General features: G+C 51.4%; 24 protein-coding genes. All 24 read left to right on the top strand.

Annotation, left to right across the window (positions count from 1 at the left end):
* The first annotated feature begins 1 nt into the window (after window position 1).
* A complete protein-coding gene (locus E2980_RS14745) occupies window positions 2-931 on the top strand; it encodes an ABC transporter permease (protein ID WP_135152943.1) in 930 nt (309 codons plus the stop codon).
* Between the two features lie 29 nt (window positions 932-960).
* On the top strand, window positions 961-1,890 hold the full coding sequence (locus tag E2980_RS14750) for an FAD binding domain-containing protein (protein WP_135152944.1): 930 nt from the start codon (window positions 961-963) through the stop codon (window positions 1,888-1,890).
* The gene (gene pucD / locus E2980_RS14755; RefSeq protein ID WP_135152945.1) at window positions 1,877-4,150 is read left to right on the top strand and encodes a xanthine dehydrogenase subunit D; all 2,274 of its coding nucleotides are present in this window, start codon (window positions 1,877-1,879) and stop codon (window positions 4,148-4,150) included. Before E2980_RS14750 ends, pucD begins: the two co-directional genes overlap by 14 nt.
* Window positions 4,147-4,650, top strand: a complete 504-nt coding sequence (locus tag E2980_RS14760; RefSeq protein ID WP_135152946.1) for a (2Fe-2S)-binding protein — start codon at window positions 4,147-4,149, stop codon at window positions 4,648-4,650. The genes pucD and E2980_RS14760 overlap by 4 nt, the downstream gene beginning before the upstream one ends.
* Window positions 4,647-5,159, top strand: coding sequence for a 2-oxo-4-hydroxy-4-carboxy-5-ureidoimidazoline decarboxylase (gene uraD, locus E2980_RS14765; protein ID WP_135152947.1), 513 nt, complete (start codon window positions 4,647-4,649; stop codon window positions 5,157-5,159). Before E2980_RS14760 ends, uraD begins: the two co-directional genes overlap by 4 nt.
* 24 nt (window positions 5,160-5,183) lie before the next feature.
* On the top strand, window positions 5,184-6,134 hold the full coding sequence (gene pucL, locus E2980_RS14770) for a factor-independent urate hydroxylase (protein ID WP_135152948.1): 951 nt from the start codon (window positions 5,184-5,186) through the stop codon (window positions 6,132-6,134).
* Entirely contained in the window at window positions 6,134-6,493 is a 360-nt protein-coding gene (gene uraH / locus E2980_RS14775) for a hydroxyisourate hydrolase (protein ID WP_135152949.1), read from the top strand. Before pucL ends, uraH begins: the two co-directional genes overlap by 1 nt.
* A 13-nt stretch (window positions 6,494-6,506) precedes the next feature.
* On the top strand, window positions 6,507-7,772 hold the full coding sequence (locus tag E2980_RS14780) for a Zn-dependent hydrolase (RefSeq protein WP_135152950.1): 1,266 nt from the start codon (window positions 6,507-6,509) through the stop codon (window positions 7,770-7,772).
* The gene (locus E2980_RS14785; RefSeq protein ID WP_135152951.1) at window positions 7,769-9,022 is read left to right on the top strand and encodes a pyridoxal-phosphate-dependent aminotransferase family protein; all 1,254 of its coding nucleotides are present in this window, start codon (window positions 7,769-7,771) and stop codon (window positions 9,020-9,022) included. The genes E2980_RS14780 and E2980_RS14785 overlap by 4 nt, the downstream gene beginning before the upstream one ends.
* 412 nt (window positions 9,023-9,434) lie before the next feature.
* Entirely contained in the window at window positions 9,435-9,701 is a 267-nt protein-coding gene (locus E2980_RS14790) for a CD3324 family protein (RefSeq protein WP_135152952.1), read from the top strand.
* A 255-nt stretch (window positions 9,702-9,956) separates the two neighbouring features.
* On the top strand, window positions 9,957-10,310 hold the full coding sequence (ylxM, locus tag E2980_RS14795; RefSeq protein WP_135152953.1) for a YlxM family DNA-binding protein: 354 nt from the start codon (window positions 9,957-9,959) through the stop codon (window positions 10,308-10,310).
* 64 nt (window positions 10,311-10,374) lie between these two features.
* Window positions 10,375-11,751 (top strand): signal recognition particle protein, encoded by a 1,377-nt coding sequence (ffh, locus tag E2980_RS14800; RefSeq protein WP_135152954.1) that lies wholly within the window; start codon window positions 10,375-10,377, stop codon window positions 11,749-11,751.
* A 45-nt stretch (window positions 11,752-11,796) separates the two neighbouring features.
* On the top strand, window positions 11,797-12,069 hold the full coding sequence (rpsP, locus tag E2980_RS14805; protein WP_135152955.1) for a 30S ribosomal protein S16: 273 nt from the start codon (window positions 11,797-11,799) through the stop codon (window positions 12,067-12,069).
* 26 nt (window positions 12,070-12,095) lie between these two features.
* Window positions 12,096-12,329: a KH domain-containing protein gene (locus E2980_RS14810; RefSeq protein WP_115990949.1), complete on the top strand. Its 234-nt coding sequence runs from the start codon at window positions 12,096-12,098 to the stop codon at window positions 12,327-12,329.
* A gap of 189 nt (window positions 12,330-12,518) precedes the next feature.
* On the top strand, window positions 12,519-13,487 hold the full coding sequence (locus E2980_RS14815; protein ID WP_205699976.1) for an NAD-dependent epimerase/dehydratase family protein: 969 nt from the start codon (window positions 12,519-12,521) through the stop codon (window positions 13,485-13,487).
* A 120-nt stretch (window positions 13,488-13,607) separates the two neighbouring features.
* Window positions 13,608-14,555: a lysylphosphatidylglycerol synthase transmembrane domain-containing protein gene (locus tag E2980_RS14820; RefSeq protein ID WP_135152956.1), complete on the top strand. Its 948-nt coding sequence runs from the start codon at window positions 13,608-13,610 to the stop codon at window positions 14,553-14,555.
* Complete coding sequence (locus E2980_RS14825; RefSeq protein ID WP_135152957.1) at window positions 14,552-16,042, top strand: alkaline phosphatase family protein; 1,491 nt, start codon at window positions 14,552-14,554, stop codon at window positions 16,040-16,042. Before E2980_RS14820 ends, E2980_RS14825 begins: the two co-directional genes overlap by 4 nt.
* A gap of 49 nt (window positions 16,043-16,091) precedes the next feature.
* Window positions 16,092-16,796 carry a glycosyltransferase family 2 protein gene (locus tag E2980_RS14830; protein ID WP_420808652.1) on the top strand — a complete coding sequence of 235 codons (705 nt, stop codon included), beginning with the start codon at window positions 16,092-16,094 and terminating at the stop codon, window positions 16,794-16,796.
* A 15-nt stretch (window positions 16,797-16,811) separates the two neighbouring features.
* Window positions 16,812-18,320: a glycosyltransferase family 39 protein gene (locus E2980_RS14835; protein ID WP_135152959.1), complete on the top strand. Its 1,509-nt coding sequence runs from the start codon at window positions 16,812-16,814 to the stop codon at window positions 18,318-18,320.
* 95 nt (window positions 18,321-18,415) lie between these two features.
* Window positions 18,416-19,162: a FeoB-associated Cys-rich membrane protein gene (locus E2980_RS14840; protein WP_135152960.1), complete on the top strand. Its 747-nt coding sequence runs from the start codon at window positions 18,416-18,418 to the stop codon at window positions 19,160-19,162.
* Window positions 19,163-19,199: 37 nt separating this feature from the next.
* Window positions 19,200-20,387: a hypothetical protein gene (locus tag E2980_RS14845; protein ID WP_135152961.1), complete on the top strand. Its 1,188-nt coding sequence runs from the start codon at window positions 19,200-19,202 to the stop codon at window positions 20,385-20,387.
* A 38-nt stretch (window positions 20,388-20,425) separates the two neighbouring features.
* Window positions 20,426-21,343, top strand: a complete 918-nt coding sequence (locus E2980_RS14850; RefSeq protein WP_135152962.1) for an FTR1 family iron permease — start codon at window positions 20,426-20,428, stop codon at window positions 21,341-21,343.
* Window positions 21,344-21,436: 93 nt separating this feature from the next.
* Window positions 21,437-21,958, top strand: coding sequence for a ribosome maturation factor RimM (gene rimM / locus E2980_RS14855; protein WP_135152963.1), 522 nt, complete (start codon window positions 21,437-21,439; stop codon window positions 21,956-21,958).
* A gap of 2 nt (window positions 21,959-21,960) precedes the next feature.
* Window positions 21,961-22,734 carry a tRNA (guanosine(37)-N1)-methyltransferase TrmD gene (trmD, locus tag E2980_RS14860; RefSeq protein WP_135152964.1) on the top strand — a complete coding sequence of 258 codons (774 nt, stop codon included), beginning with the start codon at window positions 21,961-21,963 and terminating at the stop codon, window positions 22,732-22,734.
* Window positions 22,735-22,793 lie beyond the last annotated feature (59 nt).

Raw genomic sequence — 22,793 nt, forward strand, 5'->3', positions numbered from 1 at the left:
GATGGATATGTTCATACAAATCATAGTAGCGGCGGTCGGATCCGGAACTCCTCTCTTATTCGCGACGTTAGGCGGAATTCTGATCGAACGCTCGGGAATCATTCAACTCGGGGCGGAAGGCCTCATGCTTATGGGCGCCGTCGCGGCGTGCATGACCTATCTGAATACGGGGAGCTTAGCGTTGGCGCTTCTAGCCGTATTCGCCGTTAGCGCCCTGTTAGGCATTATCCACGGATTTCTTACCGTTTCCTTGGTTAGCAACCAAATCGTATGCGGTCTCGCGATGACTTTGTTCGGCGCAGGCTTAAGCGCTTATCTCGGGAAATCTTACAGCGGGATCCCGCTCCCTGGCTCCGTGCCGAAATGGCACATGCCCGGCCTGGAATCCATACCGTTGATCGGCGATCTGTTCGCTCATTTGGACGTGTTGACTTGGTTTAGCTTCTTGCTCGTTATCGTTATGCATCTGTTCATTCACCGGACTTCCTGGGGGCTCCACCTCCGGGCGATCGGCGATAATCCGCCGACGGCGGACGTCATGGGCATCCGGGTTCAAGCTTTCCGTTACGGTTACATCGTTGCAGGGTCCATGCTCATCGGGTTGGCCGGCGCGGATATGCTGCTCGTCTATTCCCCGACTTGGACGGAAGGGATGACTTCGGGACGCGGCTGGATCGCCGTCGCTCTGATTATTTTCGCCAGATGGAATCCGGTTCGCGCATTGCTGTGCGCGTATTTCTTCGGGGCGCTGGATTCGATCGGCTTCCGGGTTCAGTTGCTTGGCAGTCATATTCCTTCCTATTTTCTCAAAATGATTCCTTATATCGTGACCATTCTCGTTCTCATGTACTTAGGCTGGCGCAATCGCAATAAGCCGTCGGGTGCTCCCGAAGCGCTCGGGATTCCTTATATCAGGGAACAAAGATTTTAACCATTCCATAAGAAAAGGAGGGAGTAACGATGGCGTCCGGACAAGAGGACAAGATGATGTCTCCCTCCGTATGGCATCCGCGGGATGCGACGGAAGCATGGACGTTCAAGAAACTGTTGGATGCGGATGCGATATACGTGGCCGGCGGGACATTGCTGCGTACGCAGTGGGAAGCGGGCATCGCGACCATGCCGAAGCATTTGATCGACTTGAGCTCCATCCCGGGACTGAAAGGGATCGTTAAGGAAGAACATTCGATTACGATAGGCGCACTTACTCCGCTTGGCGATTGCCGCAAGGATCCGCACGTTATCCGGCATTATCCGATGCTGGCGGATGCGATTCGCTCCATCGCCGCTTCCTCGGTAAGGAATCTCGCTACGGTCGGAGGCAATATCGCCTCCCGCGTGGGCGACTCTCTTCCCGTATTCATCGTCAGCCAAGCCGAGTTCGAATGGAACACGGGACTTAGCCCGATGACCGAAGATGCTTCGCAGTGGGCGGAACGGCTTCAAGAGCAATTACCGAAGGCTTCCCATTTGCTTACCCGGGTGCATCTTCCAATAATCGAAGAAACGGAGCTCGTACCGAAGCGATTCGGAGCATTCCACAAAGTAGGGCGCAGGGAAGCATTCACTCAGTCGTTGGTTACCGTCGCCATTAGCGGAGGGATAAAGGCAGACGGCAAGCTTGCGGAAATTCGAATCGCCGCAGGCGGGGGCCAGACGATTCCTCATCGCCTGCCCGCCGCGGAGAAGCTATTGAAAGGGCAGATTCCGAACCGGGAGCTGCTCGGAGAGGTTCATCAAGCTGTCATGAACGGCTATAGGCCGAAGTCGGATCCGTTCGCCACGGACGAGTACCGCAAGAAGGCGGCGGCGAATTTGATCGTCATGGAGCTATGGAAAGCTTGCGGCGAGCCTTCAGGGGCGGGGAGGGAGCAAGATGGCGTTAAATAAGACGACAAGCGGAGGAAGATGGCGAATCAGGCCCGACGGGCCGGAGAAGGTAACCGGAAAGCTCGCTTATTTGACGGATATGTCAAGGGACGGCATGCTCGTCGGACGCGTGCTCAGAAGTCCTCATCCCCATGCCGGTATCGTATCGATTCATACGGAGAAGGCGAAGAGAATACCTGGAGTGCACGCGGTCATCACGCATGCGGACATCCCGGGAATGAACCGGTTCGGCATCGTGAACCCGGATCAGCCGGTCTTGTGCGAGGATAGGGTCAGATATATCGGCGACGCGGTAGCGGCAGTGGCCGCGGAAACGCCGGAAATCGCCGCTCAAGCTTTAGAGAGCATTGAAGTGGAATACGTGGTGCTGCCGGTCGTGGATGATCCCGTGAAGGCGCAGACCAAGCAGGCTCCCAAGCTGCATCCGGGAGGAAACGTGCTTCACCGTAACCAATACGGATACGGGGAAGTAACTAGTGGGTTCGCCGGTTGCACTCATATCGTCGAAGAAACCTATTTAACCCCGAGACAAATGCATACCTACATGGAAACGGAAGGGGGCTTGTTCATTCCGGAGGAAGGCGGCAGATTAACCGTTTATTCTCCCACTCAACATGGCTATAAGGATCGGATGCAGCTTGCGCGGATATTGGGGCTGCCCGAATTTAATATCAGAGTCGTCTCCAGCCCGATCGGCGGCTCCTTCGGCGGCAAGGACGAATTGAACGTTCAACCTTACGGGGCGTTGCTCGCTTTGGTGACGGGCAGGCCAGTTAAGATCCACAACTCGCGCTGGGAGTCGGTTCGCGCCGGTTTAAAAAGGCATCCGATGAGGATCGCGATGAAAACCGGAGTCGACGATAGCGGGCGCATTCTGGCGCACCAAGTCAGCATTGTCGCGGATACGGGGGCCTATGCAACGCTTGGCGCGGAGGTGCTTAACTTCGCGATAGAGCATGTGACGGGCCCTTACCGATATGATTCCGTCGAGGTCGAAGGCGTGTCTGTGTATACGAATAACGGCGTATCGGGAGAGTTTCGCGGCTTTGGCGGCAACCAGGCGATCTTCGCTTTGGAAGGCCAGATGGATCGATTGGCGGAGAAGCTCGGTCAAGATCCATGGGAATTCCGCTTGATGAACATGCGCAAGCCTGAAGACCCGGGACCACTGGGACAGACGATCGTCCGAACGGACGGTGCGATGCAAGTATGGAAGTCGCTTGCGGGAAGCTCGATGTGGTTGGATCGGCAAGATAGGATCACCGATAATCCATGGCTGCGCAAGGGGACGGGAGCTGCGTTCGTCATGCACGGCTCGGGGCTCGGATTCGGCATTCCGGATCCCGCGGGAGGTATGCTGGCCTTGGCGGAGGATGGCAAGATCGAGGCGATTTTCGGCTACGAGGAGTTCGGGCAAGGATTGATCGCAACGTTAGAGCTCATGCTGATCGAGCAATTCGGCTTCGGGACGGAGGACATTCGAATCGTGATCGGGGATACCGATCTCGTTCCCCACAGCGGGTCCAGCACGGCGTCGCGGGCGACGAGCATGATGTGGAAGTCGCTTCAGAAGCTTCGGGGCCCGTTTCTTGACCGAATGCTGGATGAGGCATCCAAGCTGCTGTCCCTGCCGACCGAAAGTCTTCGGGTCGGAACCGGAGGCATCTGGAATAGGTCGGGAGAGCATCTACTCCTTACGTATGGTCAGTTGGCCCAAGGTGTCCAGGAGGAAATTCGGTTCCAAACGCATTTTCCGTTTCCCGCTTCGCCGACCAAAAGAATCGGAGCGCATTATTTGTATACCTATTCGGCGGTGGCCGTGGAAGTTGAAGTGAACGTTCTTACGGGAAGGGTTAAGGTATTGAAGCAATATCACGCGGTAGCAGCCGGTCCCGTAATGAACCCGCAAGGGTTTCTAGGGCAGATAGAAGGCGGCAGCGGCATGGCTGTCGGATTCGCTCTTTCGGAGGATTCCGTCATGGATAGCGGCGTGTATTTAACCCGAAATCTCGATACGTACATGATTCCGACTTATACCGACTTGAATGGAGAGATAGAGGTTCATGCGATAGAAGATCTTCCCGAGGATGACGAGCACGGTCCTCGCGGGGTCGGAGAAATCGGCTCCGTCGGCGTTGCGCCCGCTATTGCCGCAGCGGTCTATCATGCGACGGGCAAACGAATAAGCAAGCTGCCCATAGACCCGGAATCTCTTCAGGAAGTACCCGATTTTCTCGTAAAGGCGGTGAGTCGCCCATGATCAACAGAAGCTTGGCCGAGCGCAGGTCCGATAAAGTGATCGAGTGCGATATTAACGGTCAACCGATATCGTTAGACGTACCCCCGACCAGAAGATTGCTGACGATTCTGCGCGATGATCTGCAGATGACGGGTACGAAGGTATCTTGCGAGATCGGAAGGTGCGGGGCTTGCATGGTGCTTGTCGACGGGCAGCAGGTGAATTCTTGTCTGACGATGGCTTACCAATGCGAGGGCAAGAAGATTACGACGATCGAAGGGCTTAGCCAAGCGGAGATCGACCCGATCCAGCAATGTTTTCTTGAAGAGGGCGGTTATCAATGCGGTTACTGTACCCCTGGAATGATCATTTCCGTAAAAGCATTGCTGAGCCATAACCCTGAACCAAGCACGGAAGATATCGAAGAGGCGCTTTCGGGCAATCTATGTCGATGTACCGGTTACGGAGGTATCGTGCGTTCCGTCCAAAAAGCCGTTCAATTAAGGAGGGATTCCTCATGAGAACTAAAATAGCCATCCCCATGCTGGTCATTAGCAAAATGAGCCGGGAACAGTTTACCGAGGTGCTTGGCGGCATTTTCGAGAATGCTCCATGGGTCGCGCAAGGCGCATGGGAACACAGGCCGTTCAAAACCCGCAAGCAGCTTCATGACAAGATGATGGAAATCGTGCGGCAGGCTCCCGAAGAGACGATAACGGCTCTGTTCCGCGGACATCCCGATCTGGCGACTCGATTAGAGGTGACGGATTATTCCGCTGCCGAACAGCAGGGCGCCGGGCTTAACCAGCTATCGCAAGAAGAATTCGAGCAATTCGCTTCCTATAACCGCGAATACACGGAGAAGTTCGGGTTTCCTTTTATCATGGCGGTAAAGGGAAAAAGCAAGAACGAGATATTGTTCTCCATGAAAATTCGCATCCATCATTCGGAGCGGGAGGAAAGAGAGACGGCTCTTGGGGAGATCGGGAAAATAACCGGTTTCAGGCTCGAGGATTTGGCGGGAGATTAATCAGAAGACGGGGAGAGGGAAACCATGCAAAAGCTAACCAGCGGCCGAACGCTCTATTACGGCAAGGGAGACGTGCTTACTTACCGGACTTACGCGGCTCCTTTAACCGTAGAACCGATAGCGGAGTCCCCTTTCAACGGGAACGAAAACGTCATTTTCGCGCATAATATCAAGTTCTCGGTCAGCGGGGAAACCTTGCTTGCCTCTTTTACCGAAGGAGACAACGGCCAGGTCGTGGCGACCGATTCGATGAAAAATTTCATTCTGCGTCATAGCGCTTCTTATGAGGGATGCACCACGGAAGGTCTGCTTGCTTATATTGGCAAGAGGTTTTTCGAGAGATACGCTAATGTCACGGCGATCGATATCGAGGCAACGCGTCTTCCGTTCGGCCAGGTTTTGGTTCAAGGGCAGCAGGGGTACGAGAATAGCAAGCTGGTATACCGTCCTTCGCACAACGAAAAGGCGCATGCCCGATTGGAGCTTGTTCGCGGTGATGGCAAAATGTCCACTGCATCGCTGCAATGCGGAGTATCGGACCTGCAGCTGATTAAAGTGAGCGGAAGTTCTTTTTTCGGCTTTATCCGCGACGAATATACGACTTTACCGGAAAGCTATGATCGGCCGTTATTCATTTTCCTTAATATTAACTGGACTTACGATAAACACGCCGATGCCATGAGCGAGCATTCTTACGTAGCCGCGGAGCAAATTCGGGATATCGCCCACCATGTGTTTCACGAGTTCAAAACGCCCTCTATTCAATATTTGATCAATCAAATCGGATTGCGGATCTTAAAGAGGTTTCCTCAATTGACGGAGGTATTCTTCGAATCCAATAACCGGACATGGGAAACGATCGTTGAACCCGAGGGCATCGGCCAGGCGGGCGTCTATACGGAGCCGAGGCCGCCTTACGGCTTCCAAGGCTTTACGATGACTCGCGACGATTTAGCGGAAGCGGGGGGCGCCTGATGGGAGCATCCGGCAGGATTACGACGCATGTGCTCGATATTTCTCATGGAAAGCCTGCGATGGGGATGAATGTGCAGTTATGGAAGCGGGGGGAGGACCTAACGCCCGTGCTGCTGAAAAAGGATCGCATTAATTCGGACGGGCGGTTGGATGAGCCCTTGCTTGCGGGCGAAGAATTGGCCGCGGGAGTCTACGAAATCGTCTTCGAAGCGGGTCGGTATTTCCAAGAGGTACGCGGAGTGGAGCCGCTATTGTTCGATCTTATCCCGATTCGGTTTCGAGTGGATGACGAGCAAAGCCATTTCCACGTTCCGCTGTTGGTCGCTCCCGGCGGATACAGCACCTACAGAGGGAGTTAGGGAGGGGTCAAGGATGGGAGAGCTTATTCAATTCGATAAGGCTTCGGAGCTTTGTCGCTTGATCGACAGGCTGGCCGAGTTCAGCGATATCGCGGAGGACGGAGACAATGCCGGCGTAACCCGCTTGTTATATACGCAGCCTTGGATGGAAGCGCAGGCTTTTCTCGCGGGAACGATGAGCGATGCCGGCCTTGCCGTTCGCTTCGATAGAGTCGGCAATTTGATCGGCCGGCTCGAAGGAAGCGATCCGGATGCGCCTGTTATCCTGACAGGTTCTCATGTCGACACGGTAAGGAACGGGGGGAAGCTGGACGGCGCATACGGTATCGTCGGGGGCATTGCGGCGCTGAAGCATTTGAAAGAAACTTACGGCGTTCCCGCCCGTACGCTCGAGGTGGTTTCCTTCTGCGAGGAGGAAGGGAGCCGGTTCCCTATTGCCTATTGGGGGTCGGGTAATATGACCGGTCAATTGGACTGGCGCAGCGGAAACGAGCTAAGAGATACGGAAGGAACGAGCTTGCAAAAGGCGATGGAAGCATCGGGCTTCGGCTTGATCGAACAGCCGGATTGCGTTCGGGGCGAGCTTGGCGCTTTCGTGGAGCTTCATATCGAACAGGGCGTTATTCTGGAAAGAATGGCTAAGCAAATCGGCATCGTCGAGGCAATCGTCGGACAGCGGAGATATTCCGTCTCCTTGCGCGGGGAAGCGAATCACGCGGGGACGACCCCGATGAACATGAGAACCGACGCCATGGCCGGAGCGGCCGAATTCATCGTGCGGCTGGAGCAGTTGGCGGCTCGGGCCGCGTCGCTAGTTGCAACCGTAGGTCGCATTCAAGCGGCGCCGAATATCCCGAATGTCATACCGGGAACGGTTGAGTTTACGCTCGATATCAGGCATGATAGCGAGCGTACGTTATCCTGGTTCTGCGATTACCTGTTCCAGGAATACGAAGATATCGCTAATCGAAGAGGATTGGCTCTTGTTATAACGCCATGGCTTGCCACGACGCCCGTCCCGATGAACAGGTCGCTCACGGGACAGATCGAACAATTGTGCGGCAAGCTTAACTTGACTCACCGGAGAATGTTTAGCGGAGCCGGACACGATGCCCAGCTGTTCGCCGAGCTTTGCCCGACGGCGATGATCTTCGTGCCTAGCAAAGCGGGAATCAGCCATTCGCCAGAAGAGTATTCTTCTCCCGAGCAGCTGGCGGACGGTGTTTCGGTGCTGGCGTCGCTCTTGTACGAATTGGCCTACGAGGAGCAATCGAAATGACCTTCTATTCCGAGTTATCGCCATCCCCCCGCACAATAATGACTCCAGGCCCCGTTGAAGTGGATCCGCGCGTGCTTCGGGCCATGTCTTATCCGATCTTAGGGCAATTCGACCCGGAATTCACCTCGCTCATGAACGATGCGATGGAGATGATCAGGGCTGTCTTCCGTACGGATAACCAATGGGCTTTCCCGGTGGACGGCACTTCGCGTTCGGGTATCGAGGCGGTGCTTGTCAGCCTTATCGAGCCGGGCGACAAGGTGTTGATTCCGATTTTCGGCAGATTCGGCTACTTGCTTCAGGAGATCGCCGAACGGTGCGGAGCCGAAGTGACTGTGCTGGAGAAAACTTGGGGGCAGGTGTTCGATCCGGAGGAAGTGATCTCCGCGATTCATCGGGAGAAGCCCGATCTTGTCGCGATCGTCCATGGGGAAACCTCAACGGGCAGAATTCAACCGCTTGAGGAGATAGGTAAAGCATGCCGGGAGCTTGATATCCTCATTGTCGTGGATGCGGTAGCCACGATTGGCGGAGTACCGGTCGAAACCGACGATTGGTGCCTTGACGCCGTAATCGGGGGAACGCAGAAGTGTTTGTCCATTCCGTCCGGGATGGCACCCATTACTTATAACGAACGCGCGGAACGCAAGGTGCTTAGACGCAAGAGGGTTGAAAAAGGGATTAGGCAGGCAGGCGACGGCATTCAAACGGGCGGGTTGGACGGTTTTAGTCCCGTTCGGAGCAATTACTTCGATCTAAGCCAGCTCCAAGACTATTGGAGTCCGAGGCGACTCAATCATCACACCGAGATGACGTCGATGCTATACGCGCTTCGGGAAGGGTTAAGGATCGTACTAGCAGAGGGCTTGGATGCGCGTTTCGCCCGCCATCGCCTGCAGGAAGCAGCTCTGATTGCCGGGCTAACGAAGATGGGGCTGTCCTTGTACGGCGACGCTTCATGCAAGCTCCCCGTCGTTAATTGCATCGACATTCCGCCCGGAGTCGATGGGGAATCGGTTCGCTCGATGTTGCTCGACTCCTTCGGCATCGAGATTGCCAGCTCCTTCGGTCCGCTCAAAGGGAAAATATGGAGGATCGGCACGATGGGCTACAGCTGCAGTCGGAAAAACGTCCTTCATCTGCTGGGCGCGTTGGAAGCGGTCTTAGTACGACACGGCGTTCGCGTCCCTCAAGGGTTGGGAGTACAGGCGGCCTTGGATGTTTACGATCAAGTTCCGAAAATCACTTAAGTCGGCAAGGATGGTAAAGATTATTTATAGACGTTTTTTCACTATCCATCTTCCATGCTTTGGAAGTAGAATGAGGGTGTCGGCCGACGAAATACGAGGAAAGGAGATGATCGACTTGAATATCAACCATGAGGTGATTTCGGGCTAACCGAAATCAACTGGGACGGGGAGGCCGAAAGGCCTCCTTTTTACGACTGCAATAAATCCGAGAATAAATGGAAGAAATATTAATATTTATTGAGTCATGAAGGGCTTTCTATATACTTTAGGAATGCTGGCACCTGATCAAATGAAAGTTCGGCTGGCTAAATCATTGCTTTGAAAATTTACGAGAGGAGGCAGAAAAAAATGATGATTACTGCCACTATACCAAGTCATGCAAGGATGAACCCGTTCGAGGAGGACGTTTATCGTGAATTACAAAAATGGAAGAGATGTGCTTCCCCCTAGGTTGTTTAAGGAGCTGCAAAAGTACATTCCGGGCGAATTGATCTATATTCCCAAGCGGACCGATCAGAAGTCCAGTTGGGGAGAATTGAGCGGAACGCGTAAGCTGCTGGCTGACAGGAACGAAGAGATTTATCGGTTATTTTCAAATGGATGGACGATAACGGATCTGGAGCATAAGTACCATTTATCCGGTGAAAGTATCCGTAAAATTATCGTCAAAACACGTTAATAGGCACCCATTCGCCAAAATCCCCACATAAACCATAATAATAATAATAATAAAGAAGCTGCTCAATTTTAACTTTTGAGACAGCTTTTTTGTGTTATTAATTGGGATCAGGCCTGCAAAGTCGTAGGTTTCAGATAAAAAATGTAAAGGATTAAACCTTGACATCCATCTTCATTTTCCGTAGTATAGGGGAAGTGAGTTGGGTGTCAAGTGTTTTGCCTTGACGCATGCGTTTGACAAAGGGAGTGACATCGGTTGCCCTGGGACAACGACGCGCTGGAGAAAACAAACCGAATCAACGTGCTTCACGATTTTTATGGAGCCCTGTTGACGGAGAAACAGCAAACCTTTATTAAATGTTATTATCACGATGATTATACGTTGGCAGAAATCGCTTCCGAATTTCAGATTAGCAGGCAAGCGGTTTACGAGCATCTGAAGCGGGCCGAGCAGGTGTTGGAGGAGTACGAATCCAAGCTGCATCTTATGGATCGGCATGGACGGCTGCACGCCGGCATTGACTTGCTGGAGACGCAGATAGCCGGCCTGCCTCCCGAATGGCGCCAATCGCTTACGGAAACCGCCGCTAAGCTGCGGAACGCGGAATGAACTCGTCACTTGTCGCAGGCATGAAATAGATTAAGCAATACCGTTCCGAAGGAGGGATGGGAATATGGCATTCGAAGGGTTATCGACCCGGCTGCAGAACGTGTTCGGCAAGCTGAAGGGACGAGGCAAAGTATCCGAGGACGACGTCAACGAAGCGATGCGCGAGGTGCGCTTGGCTTTGCTCGAAGCGGACGTTAACTTCAAGGTCGTCAAGGATTTCATCGCCAAAGTGAAAGAGCGCGCGACGGGCCAAGAAGTCGTCAAGAGCTTTACTCCGGCGATGGTCATCATCGATATCGTCAACAAAGAACTGACCGAGCTCATGGGCGGCACGCAAGAGAAGCTGGCGAAAGCGAACAAGCCTCCGACCGTTATTCTTATGGCTGGCTTGCAAGGTGCGGGTAAGACGACGTTAACAGGCAAGTTGGCCAAGCTGTTGCAAAGCCAGAATCACAAGCCGCTTCTTGTCGCGGGGGATATTTACCGTCCTGCGGCCATAAAGCAGCTTCAAGTACTCGGAGGTCAGATCGGAGCGCCGGTGTTCTCGCTTGGCGATCAGGTTAGTCCCGTCGAGATCGCGAAACAAGGCGTTCAACTGGCCAAGGACCAAGGAAACGATTACGTTCTCATCGATACGGCAGGCCGTCTGCAGATAGACGCCGAGCTTATGCAAGAGATCAAGGACATCCATGCCGCGGTCAAGCCCGATGAAGTATTGCTCGTCGTCGACGCGATGACCGGACAGGAAGCCGTGAACGTGGCGCAAAGCTTCCACGAACAGTTGGCCCTCACCGGAGTCGTTCTGACGAAGCTCGACGGAGATACCCGCGGCGGAGCGGCGTTATCGGTCAAAGCCGTAACCGGCTGTCCTATAAAATTCGCGTCTACGGGCGAGAAGATCGACCAGCTTGAAGCGTTCCATCCGGACCGGATGGCTTCGCGGATTCTCGGAATGGGCGATATGCTGTCGCTGATCGAGAAGGCGCAGACGAACATGGATGCGGAGAAGGCTGCGGAGATGGAGCGCAAGATGCGCACCGCGGATTTCACCTTCGACGATTTCCTCGAGCAGATGGAGCAGGTTCGCAAGATGGGCCCGCTAGATCAGCTATTAGATATGATGCCCGGAATGAACAAGCTTAAAGGCAATCCGAACTTTAAGATCGACGAGAAACAAATCGCGCGTACCGAAGCGATTGCCAAGTCGATGACGAAGGCGGAGAAGAAGAAGCCGGACATCATCAACTATAGCCGCCGCAAGAGGATTGCGGCAGGCAGCGGAACGACGGTAGCCGACGTCAACCGATTGCTGAAGCAGTTCGAGGACATGAAGAAAATGATGAAACAGTTTTCCGGCATGATGGGTCCCAAAGGACCTAAAGGCGGCATGAAAGGCCTGAAGAACATGTTCGGCGGCAAAAACATGAAATTTCCTTTCTAACTTTCAGCAATCAAGATCTAATCTTTTTCAAGGAGGTGAAAGTCAATGTCAGTTCGCATTCGTTTGAAACGTATCGGTGCTCACAAAGCTCCGTTCTATCGCGTAGTCGTATCGGATTCCCGTTCCCCGCGTGATGGTCGTTTTATTGAAGAAATCGGCGTGTACAACCCGGTTGCTCAACCAGCTCAAGTACAAATCGATGAGGAAAAAGCTTTGAAATGGCTGCAAAACGGCGCGCAAGCGTCCGATACCGTTCGCAACCTTCTGAGCAAAGCCGGTGTCTTGAAGAAATTCCACGAATCCAAGCTCCAGAAGTAATCGTCTCAATACCGGAGGGCTGAGCCATGGAACAATTGATTCGGGTTATCGCCCGAGCGTTGGTGGATCATCCGGAAGACGTGCAAATTCAGGTCAAGGAAGACGCGAGAGGCCTGGTGTACGAGCTTTCCGTTCATCCCGACGATGTCGGCAAAGTAATCGGCAAGCAGGGACGTATCGCGAAAGCGTTACGTACGGTAGTCTCTTCCGCTGCTGTCAAGGAGCGGAAGCGCGTCATCGTGGACATTGTCTCGGAATAATTGGTAATTGGACCGTATCGTGCTTATGCATGGTACGGTCCTTTTCTCGACTATTCAGAATGTATAAAATTTCGCTATCCATTTCTGAATAGTCTCCGACATAAACCTATGCCGCCATCCCGAGGACGGCGACAGCCGTTTATGCTTACAAAAACAGACAGGATCATTTGGAAATGGAGTAGAGAGCGAATGATGGCTTCACCAATCCTGATAACAGGCTGTGCGGGGTTTATAGGATTTCATCTAGCTAACAGGCTATTGAAAGACGGATACTCGGTAATCGGTCTAGATAATCTAAACGATTATTACGAGATCTCATTGAAACAGTCGCGATTGGATATTTTAAAACAAAATCCTTCCTTCGCCTTTGTGCGGGCTTCACTGGAAGATCGAGCGGCATTAGAAAACATGTTCAGCGACGATTCTTTCTCCATAGTCCTTCATTTAGCTGGACAAGCCGGCGTAAGGGCAAGCTTTACCCATCCGCATGCTTACGTGGACTCCAACGTAGTCGGATTTCTTAATATACTGGAAGCTTGCCGCAACCATCGAGTAGGTCACCTGATGTATGCTTCATCTAGCTCGGTGTATGGAGCGAATACGAAATTGCCTTTTTCCGTTCAGGACCCGACCGATCATCCGTTAAGCTTATACGCCGCCACGAAAAAGGCCAACGAGTTGATGGCGCATTCCTATAGTCATCTTTATGGGCTGCGCACGACAGGCTTGCGTTTATTCACGGCATATGGCCCCTGGGGCAGGCCTGATATGGCTTATTATTCGTTCACGAAACGAATCTCCAATGGAATTCCGATTCAAGTGTACAATAACGGTTTGATGAAAAGAGATTTTACCTACATCGACGATATTGTCGAAGGGGTCGTGAGGCTGATGAATCAGCCGCATAACGCGCCTTATGAGATCTATAACATCGGAAATAACCAACCCATTGAACTCATGAGGCTGATTGAGCTTATAGAAGAAGGTCTGGGCAAGAAGGCGATCATTGAGTACTTGCCTATGCAGGCTGCAGAAGTTGAGACGACATTCGCTGATATTAGTAAACTGCGGGATGCGACAGGATTCTCGCCTCTAACCCGAATAGAGGATGGCATGAACCGGTTTGTAGAATGGTACTGCCGATACCATTCCGAATAGGTTCATTCGAGTCGTTGGCAATGATTACTGTTGACGAATGAACGAATAGCCCATATAATTCAAAGCGATGCCTATTAATGAGAATTATTCTCAATATCTAGAAAAGAGAATCGGTTCTAAATGTCGATTAGAAAAGGTTTTGCGTTAGTTGCGGTTATCTTGTTTCTTTTCTTCCTCTTCATGACTTGGAGATGGTTCGACCCGAAGGAGATTCTACTCCGGTTGCATACGCTTGCCGTGCATCCACAATGGCTTGCTATGATGTTCGGTGCTTACTTGCTATCCTTTATGCTGAAGGCCGAGGCATGGAGAATGTACTCCGGTTCCCAGGGAAGATTCCGGGTTTATTATCACGGAATGATCTACAGCTTGTTGGTTAACCACCTTCTCCCGATTAAAGTCGGGGATATCGTTCGGACTGGTTTTTTGATGAAATACACACGCAAAACGTGGGACGAGGCCCTTCATTCCGTTGGCATAATGCGATTGATGGATATGTTCGTACTTGGCGCTTTTTCATTAATCGGAGTCGCGTATATCGGCTTGTCCGCTCCTTGGGGATGGTTCGTTATCATACTCTCCGTAATGGTCTTGCTCGCGTGCCTTATGAGATTTACCCCGCTGTACAAATTTCCCTTCGTACGGAAGCATTGGCTGCATTTCAAGTCCGTCATGGTCTCGCGAAAAGGGTTGTCCGTCCTAATGCTCATTGCCCTTAGCTGGATATTGGAAGCGGCCGTTATATACGGCGTCGCCGTCATCTTGAAGTTAGGAGTAGGAGCGGCTTCTCTGGTATGGGCTAACAGCGTGACGATAGCCGGACAGGTGCTCCATATTACGCCGGGCGGTATCGGAACCTACGAGAGCACGTTAAGCGGCTCGTTAGCCATTCTTGGCGTGGACTGGAAAGATGCCTATGCGGCCGCGATATTATCGCACACGTTCAAATTTGCTTTTTCTTACTTAGCGGGGGGATATACCCTGAAGCGCATGCCGATAAAGTGGCGCGAAGCGAAGATATGGTTGTCGCGAAAACAAAAGCCTGCAAAGGAGAGTACATCTTCGTGAAAAAAGCTTCTTCTTTTGAAATCGTTGCGGCAAGATGCTGGAATCTGCTGAACGAAGGCAAGCCGTTTACTCCGATTTTCGTCGTCGGCGTTTTTCTGCTATTTCGAATCGGACATTGGACCGACGTTAACTTCTGGAGTTCGACTTTAGCAGGATTTATTTGCGTACTGCCTTTATTCGTCATTTACTATCTTTATGATTTCCCGTTGTTTCTTCGCAATTATTTATGGCTCCCCGTCGTGGCGTCCCTTCTTGTCTGGGATCCGGAGAACCTGCTTCTATATGCGCTGGCATTGGGGTTGTTCTTCTTTTTCACGGTTTATTTCTGGGGAACGTTCTATTATCATTTGCGCATCGGCACCTCTTGGTGGAATTTCAAGCGGTTCTGGAAGCTTGTCTTGAAGAACAGCGATTCGACGAGCGGAAACGCGCAGGAGCAGATGCCGAAGTTCTTGTTGTTACTGTTCGTCTGGAATCATTACTATTCCTTGTTCGACGGATTCGGTTCTTGGGATGCATTTACCGCCGATGCTTACGAGAATCTGCTGCCTTTGACTATTTTCATCGCTTGCTTGTGGCTCTATAGCTACATTCTTCATGCGAATTTGTTCGACTGGAAACCGAAAGAAACGTCTCCTTTGACGAATAACGTCACGGTTCCGGATAAAGCGCCGAACGAGAAGGTCATCGTCATCGTCATAGACGGTATGCGCAAGGAACGTTTTGAAGAGGCGGATGCCCCTTTCTTGAAAAAGCTTCGCGCCGAAGGAACGGAATATTCGCAAATGGAAACCGTGTATCCTGCCAGAACGGTCGTTTGCTTCTCCTCGATGTTCACCGGAACCTATCCTCGGGAGCACGGAATCAAGTCCAACATGGTGTGGAGCTTAGGCATCAAGGTTGAGAGTATCTTTGATTCCTTGCGCAAGGCAGGGAAGAAAGGACGTCTCCTCGGCATTGCCCACTTAATCGATTCGATGGGGGATGACGTAGAGAGCGTGACGGCCGTCATGCACAATGACGTTGCGGATCGCAACATCATTGAACGTGCAAAGCTGATCATGGCGGAGCAAAATCCGGATTTGCTGGTCGCTCAATTAATCGGCGTCGATCAGACCGGACATAGCCAAGGCGTGTTATACGATGAATATTTGCGGAAAATCGCGGAAGCCGACAGGTTAACGGAGGAATTCGTTAATTGGCTGGAAGAACGCGGCATGATGAGAAATACGACATTGATCATATGCGCGGATCACGGACAAGCCGATGGTATCGGCGGGCACGGTCATCTGGACGAAGGGGAGAGATATGTCCCGTTTTTCCTTCACGGACCGTCCATCCGCCAAGGTCATCGGATCGACGAGAAGCATTCTTTGATCTCGATGGCGCCGACGCTTTCTTATTTGCTGGGCGCTCCGTATCCTAGCCACAGCCGCGGACCGGTATTAACCGACGCTTTGAAGCTCCATCACAATGAAGTTTCATAGGGGAATGGGAAGGATCGAACCAGTGAGGACAAAAAAATTGATTGTATTCATGCCGGCCCATAACGAAGAGAGCAACATCGGCGAAGTCATAGCCCGGGTGCCGCGGCATTTTCATCCGGAGTATACGGTGGAAGTGGCCGTCATCGACGATGGTTCGAAAGACGGTACGGTGGCCGCAGCCAAGCAAGCCGGCGCCGATCATATCGTTTCCTTCCCAAGCAACCGGGGATTAGGCGCGGCCGTTCGGGAAGGACTCGCCCAATGCTGCCGGTTAAACGCGGATATCGGGCTTATGATCGATTCCGACAACGAATATCCGCCGGAACAAATTCCCGATGTCATCGAGCCGATTCGGCGAGGAACGGCCGACTACACCTTCGGTTCCCGGTTCAAGGGGCAAATCCGGGGGATGAAGCTTCATCGCAGACTAGGCAACTATTTTTTTACGCTGTTGCAATCGGTGCTCGTCCGTAAATGGATATATGATGGACAATCGGGGATGAGAGGTTTTTCCCGGGAAGCGATGGAGAGAGCGGAAATCATTCACGATTACAATTATGCCCAGGTATTGACTTTGAATCTAATCCGCCAGGGCTTCCGCTTGGAAGAGGTACCGATCTCTTATCAAGTCCGGACGAAAGGGCAATCTTTCATTAAGTTCAAAGAATACGTCAGCTCGGTTATTCCGGCTATTTATAAGGAAATGAAACGGCCGGTCGCAAAACGATACCGGCAGAACTTTCCGAGAAAATGAGATGAGGTTCTCCGTGTGCAACGTATTCCGGCTCAAATCGCCACATGGTTCGCAGCCATAGTCGCCCTAATAGGAATAGGCTACTTCAGCTTGTACTATGCGAGTCCGTTTGCCCGTTCATGGGACGAGGTGGATTTTGCGCTGGCATTAGACAGGTTCGACTTGCTGGCCATGCAACCGCATTTTCCGGGATATCCATACTTTATTATCGGGGGTACTCTCGTTCACCATTGGATTGCCGATCCGGTGAAGGCATTGGCGACCTTTAACGCAGCGATGGCTTTAAGCTCGGCCGTTCCCATCTATCTTTTGGCTAGAAGGCATGTGAATCAAAGAGCGAGCTTGTTGATCGCCGCACTCGTCCTAACGACACCTTATCTGTGGCTGATGACGGCGAGGCCAATGTCCGAATGCGCGGGCATCGCTTTGCTTTGGTGGTTTCTCTGGTCGGTGCGTCAAGCTATGGAATATCCGAGATCTAAAGCCTGGCATGCTCTAACGCTAGTCTTTTTCGGATTATTAATGGGTACCCGATTATCGTTTTTTCCGTTCGGGACGGCGCTATTGCTGCTCTGGGCTTATAAGTATAAGAGCAACGCCGGAACAAGGGGAAGAAAGGTGCGGCTGCTCTTGTCCGTTATTTCCGCGTGCCTTATCCAACTTGTATGGGTAGCGGGTTTAGCCTTATCCGAGGGAACGTTATCCGGATTCGTGAAGCTGTCTATGGCTTTCGTAAAGGGCCACTTCACGGAATGGGGAGGCGGGGTCGTATCCATTTCCATGCCATTCGGCCGTCGGGCGGTACAATTGTTTGGCAATAACTTGCTCGGCGATGTTCTTCTAAGCAGATCAATCGTCATCGGAATACTGCTGGCTCTACTTCTGGTTTTGGTTTGGATGAGGCATCGGTTGATATCGGAAACAAGCGCCGATGAACCGGAGCATCTCAATCGCTTATTTCGAATAGGGATAATCATCTGCCTGTCTGTGTATGCGGCGTGGGCTCTACTCGGTCAAAATATTGAGAAGCCTCGCCATATCGCTCCTATAGCTGGACCGATGCTTTTTCTAGTCTATCTATCGGCGATACGAACGGCTGTATTCGGCCTGTCAAGGATCATCCCTATGATCCTGTCGCTGATATTGGTCGCACAATTCGTACAAGGAGCCATGCTTCTGAAACGGCAAGCCGAACAAATACCTGCCGTATACCAGCTTCATGACTATTTAAGTCATCTTGATGCTCCTTTTGTTGTCTATACCTGGGAAGAAACTAGAGTTTTTCAATATTTGAAGGCAACCTACGAGCATCGTGACATAGTTACCTATGATTATTTCAAAGCGGTCGCAAGGGCGAGCTCCGGTCAACGAGTCCTGCTGACGGATAAGGTTCTTCGCGGGTTCGAGCTGCAAGACTCGAAGGCTAGAGATCATGTCGTCCAACTATCCGAGTTCAAATCGGATTCTTTGTTCGATCCGGTCTACGGGCGTATCATTTTGTATGAATGGTCGGAAAATCTATAGAATAGTCATGATTTATGTTAAAAACCCGTTGACACTTCAATTGAGATTGATTATCATTGTCTCTGGTGAAGGAACTACATACTGGGAGTGTTCAGATGAAGCGGTTATTGCAATTCGGGTTGGCAATCATTTTTGCGGCGATGTTATTCGCGCCTTCCCAGGTTTCAGCCTATTCCTATGGGGATGCCAATACCGAGGAAGTTGCCGAAACTTTCAAATTAGTGGAAACCGCTTTAAATGGTCCCGCTCCTGATTGGAATGCGGCCGAGGAAGCCTATAAGGTGAGAAAGTCCGAAATCAAGTCGCACTTCGGCGATGCGGTAGCTTCGATCTTGGATCATAATTTTCAAGCGAAAGATGTCAATCTTACGCTCTCCAATTTCAAAGCCGTGCTAGTCTTGAATCTGGATCGCAGATTTAATTATGCGCTAGCGGATTTGAACGATTACGCTCAAGCGAAATTACTGTTGGCCAAGGCGAAATCGACTTATGCGACATTGCAACCGCATATGGAGTTGGATGCCGGAGAAATCGACAAGGCGTTCGAAGATGCTTTGACGGCGCTCGGGAATCCCGGACTGTTCGGCGTAGGAAAGAAGGAGCCCGATCCGGAAGCGTTCAAAAGCAATGTAAGTTTTATCCAGAATAAAATCTCTCTTTTGTTCCCTTTGCAAGGAGCTGAAGGTGAAGAAGCCTCGCCGAGCTTACCGGTCGACGAACCCGTCCAACATGCTCCTCTAGAAAGAACGCAAAAAACGAATGTCGGAGTGACGATCGTCGTAATCGCAGCCATGGCGGCTATTGGCGGTTTCATTATCTGGTGGATGAGAAGAAAAAAATAATACCGTAACATCATACAAAAGGAGCTAACTTTTCATTATGCGCAAATTATCTCTTATCGTACTAAGCTTAACTCTACTGGCAGGACTTCTGTCCGCTTGTGGATCGAATAATAAAGAGAACGATGCGGCATCGTCGCCAAGCGGATCCGCATCACCCAGCTCTTCGGTTTCGCCAAGCGCTTCGGCTTCAACTCCAGCAGAGTCGGCTTCACCGACTGCTCCGGAGCTTGACATGGAGCAATTGACCGCAGATTACAAGGAAATCGGCAAAATGCTCGTAGACAAAAAAGACGTGAAAGAGATTGATGCGGCTTACAAAGAAAAATTCCAGCCTTTTATCCAATATATCGATGCCGGGATCAAGGAAGGGGACCCTAAAATCGACGAGAACATCACCTTTGTTCTTGATCATGCCGCAACGAACGAAATGAACTATACCCAAGTAGAAGAAGCCGTAGAAAAGGGCTTGAACTGGTACTTTTACTTTCAATTGAAGGACCTTGTAGGCAAGCAAGTCAAAACCGCTCTCCAAGATGGGGATGCGGACAAAGCTTCCAAGCTGCTCGAGCAAGCCATTGCAGCCTATACCCAAGTACTTGAACCTTTCGTTGTCAAACGGGATTCTAAATTCAATACCACGATGAAAGACACGATCGCGGGAGCCGTAATTCCAAATTTGCGCGAAGATGTTAAAGCGAGCAACCTCGCCGACTATAATGTTCATCGTCAGATGCTCGACAAAACACTGATCAAGGCGTTCACTCTTGCATCCTATGCTTATGCCGAAAAAATACCGACGGTAGAAAAGGAAGAGCTGCCTAAGGAAATGACGGAAGCTTACTTCCTGTTCCTGCCTGTGTACACGTATCTAAGAGGCGGAAGCGAATCCGACGCCAACGCGATTAAAGACGCATTCGGTTCGGGTGATGCGACTAAAGTCGACACCGCGAAAATCAAAGCATCCATCATTGCCAGCAACACGGGCAAAGTAAAAGAATACTTAGAGACATCCCAGCAGGAACTTGCAGAGGATAAATTCGACGAAGCGCGCGTTCATGCTATGGAGGGCGTAATGTTCTTGGCTGCACAGGAAACATTCCTTGGCGCGGAATACGCTAACGCTGCCGTTCTAGGCGAAGCGTTCTTGAAAGCGATCGACGATAAAAAGGCTGACGAAGCGAAGAAACAAAGCGATGCGATCCTTGCCGCTCTTGCCAAACTGTAATCATGAATGAAGAAATTCTGCCTCAGGAGTGAATACACATGGATATGCAGGCGTTCTTAATTACGTTTCGCGAAGCATTGGAAGCGATATTGATTGTCGGGGTTATTTTGACTTATCTCGGCCGCATCGGTCAGACCAGTTGGAGCAAGTGGGTGTGGGTCGGTGTCGTACTCGCTATCGCGGCTAGCTATGGCGTGGCGCTTGTGTTTCAAATCCTCCTTACCGGCTTTGCGAGCATGGGAAGCCAAAATTATCTGAAGATCGGTATCATGATGGTTTCCTGCGGCTTGTTAACCCACATGGTCCTGTTCATGAGTAAGCAGGGCCGCAATATGCAGGGGAAGGTAGAGAGCAAAATCGCTACGATCTTAACGGTCGGCGGAGCCATTAACATGGTACTGCATTCTTTTCTCGTCGTGGTGAGGGAAGGCGTGGAAACCGTCTTTTTCTTCGCTGCGATAACCGGCGGGGATATACAAAAAGCGTTGGAAAGCTGGGGAGCGCTTAGCGGGTTGATTTTGGCGGTCGTCATCGGGTATTTGTTTTTCAAAGGAACGAAGAAAATCAAAGTAAAAACGTTCTTTAGAATCACGAGCGTGTTTCTGATGATGATCTCCGCGGGTTTGCTCGTTCAAGCTGTCGGAATCATGCAGGATATCGGAATGATCGGAAGCTTTTACCATACGGCAGGCGGGGAAATCGGAGAGTTATATAACATTACGGCATTCATGCCGGAGCATCCGGTTGACGAAATCCAGTATATTCGCGACACGGGAAACCATCCCCTCATTAACGGGCAAGTGGGCATCTTCTTCAAAGCGTTCTTGGGATACACCCAGAACCCATCCTTGGAGGAATTCGTCGTCTATTGGGGATATTACTTTATGTTGTTCGTGATGCTCAGCATGCAGAAGAAGCAACAAGAGAAAGTTCAAGCTCTTCCTCAAGCAGCCTAACCGTTCATTTGCGCAGTCAAACTCCAGTGCTATAATATAGAAACTGGAGTTTTTTGCATGTTTCAGATAGGCAAGTCGAAGGGAGTTTGTTCCATGTCCGATGAGCGCTTGCTCAACATAGGTAAAATCGTTAACACGCACGGGATTAAAGGGGAAGTCAAAGTATGGCCGCAAACCGACTTTCCGGACGTTCGATTCAAGGCGGGAAACAAGCTGCTAATGTTTCCGCCGGAAACCGGAGAGCCAATTACTATTGAAGTTGTGTCCTCTCGCGAGCAGAAAAATATGTTCGTATTAAAGCTTAATGGCTTCGATAACATTAATCAGGTGGAAAAGTACAAAGGATGGGAGTTGAAGGTGAGCGACGAAGAGCGCGTGCCTCTCCCCGAAGGAGAATATTATTTCCGCGATATCGTAGGCTGCTCCGTGGAAACGGATGAAGGCGAGGCTTTGGGTACGATAACGGATATTCTGTCTCCCGGCGCCAACGACATCTGGGTCGTGAAGATGGCGAAAGGCAAGGAACTCCTTCTCCCTGTCATCGACGATGTCATTCTGGATGTAGACATAGCTTCCCGCAAAGTAAAAGTGCATCTCATGGAAGGGTTGCTTTAGGGATGAGAATCGATGTGTTGACATTATTCCCGGAAATGTTCACTGGCGTTTTCGAGACAAGCATTCTCGGAAAAGCGCAGGACAAAGGAATCGTCTCTTTGTCCACGGTGAACTTCCGGGACTTCTCGGGGAACAAACATAATACCGTCGATGACATGCCGTACGGCGGCGGCGGAGGAATGGTGCTTAAAGCCGAACCGATTTTCAATGCGGTCGAGCACCTGCTCGAGGATCCATCCGGACAAGCGACGGGCAAGAAACCTCGGATTATCCTCATGTGCCCCCAGGGAAAGCCGTTCTCGCAGGATGTCGCTCGCGAGCTTGCCGCGGAATCGCACCTGATATTTATTTGCGGCCATTACGAGGGCTATGACGAGCGCATACGGGAGTTTCTAGTGACGGAAGAGCTATCGGTCGGGGATTACGTGCTTACAGGCGGAGAGCTTCCCGCGATGGTCGTCGTAGATGCCGTAGTCAGGCTGCTTCCCGGCGTGCTAGGCAACGATCAGTCAGCGGTAACGGATTCCTTCAGCGACGGCTTGCTGGAATACCCGCATTATACGCGCCCGGCAGAGTTTCGCGGCTGGAAGGTTCCCGATACGTTGCTATCCGGACACCACGCCGAAATCGTGAAATGGCGGAGAAAGCAATCGTTAGAACGTACGCTTGTCAGGCGCCCGGAGCTGCTCGAACAAGCGGAGCTAACGCCGGAGGAGCGCAAATGGCTCCGAACAATGCGAATAGAGCGGGAGCAAACGACAAAACCTACGAAGTGAAGGTTGTAATTCTTTCACGGATATGATAAAATTTCAAATGTTGTTTTACTGACGAGTAG

The sequence above is a fragment of the Cohnella luojiensis genome, assembly GCF_004564235.1.
In the GTDB taxonomy this organism is placed as follows: Bacteria; Bacillota; Bacilli; order Paenibacillales; family Paenibacillaceae; genus Cohnella; species Cohnella luojiensis.